This window comes from Mesorhizobium sp. WSM4828 (assembly GCF_055811175.1).
Genome location: NZ_JBVVQK010000080.1, coordinates 1 through 1,677, shown reverse-complemented (window position 1 = coordinate 1,677; position 1,677 = coordinate 1). Strand labels below are relative to the sequence as shown.

Annotated in this window: 1 protein-coding gene; it reads left to right on the top strand. The window is 59.6% G+C overall.

The annotated features are described in order from the left end of the window. The first annotated feature begins 990 nt into the window (after positions 1-990). Complete coding sequence (locus tag AC0L2X_RS32325; protein ID WP_473601196.1) at positions 991-1,545, top strand: hypothetical protein; 555 nt, start codon at positions 991-993, stop codon at positions 1,543-1,545. The last annotated feature ends 132 nt before the right edge of the window (positions 1,546-1,677 follow it).

The following is a 1,677-nucleotide window of genomic DNA, read 5'->3' as shown; positions in this document are numbered from 1 at the left end:
TTGGCCCTGTCAATTCCAGCAGGAATAGTTGTCGGCAAGGAACTGCGGCAATGCTGCGCCGGAGAGGATTCGAACCTATAACTTTGTGCCGCGGGCATGCCCATTAAGGTCGAAGCCACCACCCGAGACGGCGAACTCCGGATATCCCTGTCTAATGCCGGAGAGCCCATTCCGCACGAGACAATGCAGGGGATCAGCATTAAGGAATATAATCCTCCCGTTGCGGCGAGCCCCTTCGACGGAAAATCGCCATGACTCGAAAGACCCTCGCCGACACTCTGTCCGCCCGCGAAACCATCTATTCAATTGTGCGCACCCGATGTGCTGCAAATCGACGAAACGTGACATCCAGGCGCTGATTGACAGGCTCGGCCATGACCACGGCTCGATGCATGACGACTTGGTCGGGCTCTTTGTCTGCTCAAATTGCAAGGCTGCCGGCCGTGACCGACCTTCTTCGCATGCATTCCTGACTACGAAGGCCATCAGCGGGCGCGCAATCGCGACTGGAAGCCAACTTTGGAACGAAGGGGCTGAAAGTGGCCGGCGCCGCTTGGGGGGCGTTGGGGTAGATTGCCTGTAGGCGCCGGCGGGGCGGATTGGGGTCCGCAGACGCGAATCCTGGGGGCTGCCCTACGGTTTTTCCGGACACTCCGATTCCCAAGCAAAGTCAACAAAGGGGCGGCGGCATGGTGGCCGAGCTTCATCGTTTGCGGACGTTAGGAACGGAAAGGCCGCAACTCACAAAGCGAAACAATAACAGACGCTTAAGTGGGTATCTGGCGGAGAGAGCGTCTTTCGATTTAACGCCTACAGCCCTGAAAACATTTGGTTTTTCGTGATGTTTGTTACACTGTTTGTTACACGCTCGACGCCCACCTGGCTGATGATAGCCACGATTGCGGTGGTGCCGCTGCAGGCTCACACGTTTACGTCGATGAAACCGCTGGCCGATTCCGGCCAGTAACGATAGGGCGGAAGAACCACAGAATGACCGGGCAAGCGAGAAGCACGACGGCGCCGAAATCGAGCGCGGCGCTCGCGGAGCCGATCGACGCGGAAAGTCTTCCTCCAATCGCCGGTCCAACCGGCAAACCCGTAACGGCCTCCTACCTCAAGAAGACCGTTCAGAAATTTGCCGACACGATCGTTGGCTACGAAGCCACGTTCTCGGCGACGGATGTGGATGCGAAGGCCTCCTTCATATTCGTCACCAATGCGCCCTTTTCAGACTCCCTCTGGAAAGCGATCGCCTCGGTCATAGATGGAAGCACACCGTCCGACCCCGGTGCCGCAACGCAGGCCAGAAATCTCCGGCGCTGGTGCACCGAACGCAAGCTCTCCGACGCCGCACGCCTCTTCAGGTGCACAGTCTTCAAGGCCGCCGAGGAAGGCCTCGCGGCTCAGGACAGGGCCCTGAAACGGACCTTGACGGACTGGTCTGCGGGCGAAGACATCGAAGCGAAAGCCCGGCTCTTCGAACGTACGCCTCCGGCGAAGGCCGCCTTGCGAGAAGATGGCACGGTAGCGAGGCTGCACTCTTAAGGGCGTCCTTACGAGCGAAGTTAGCAGCACAGCATGAGCCATGTGACCTTATTCTCCGGGCCGGAGCGGCGGCGCCGTTGGAGTGAAGCGGATCAGTGCCGGATACTGGCCGCGGCATTCGCGCCCGGGGCC

Coding starts and splice junctions, on each gene's coding strand:
- AC0L2X_RS32325 (WP_473601196.1), top strand. CDS start 991: ATGACCGGGCAAGCGAGAAGCACGACGGCGCCGAAATCGAGCGCGGCG.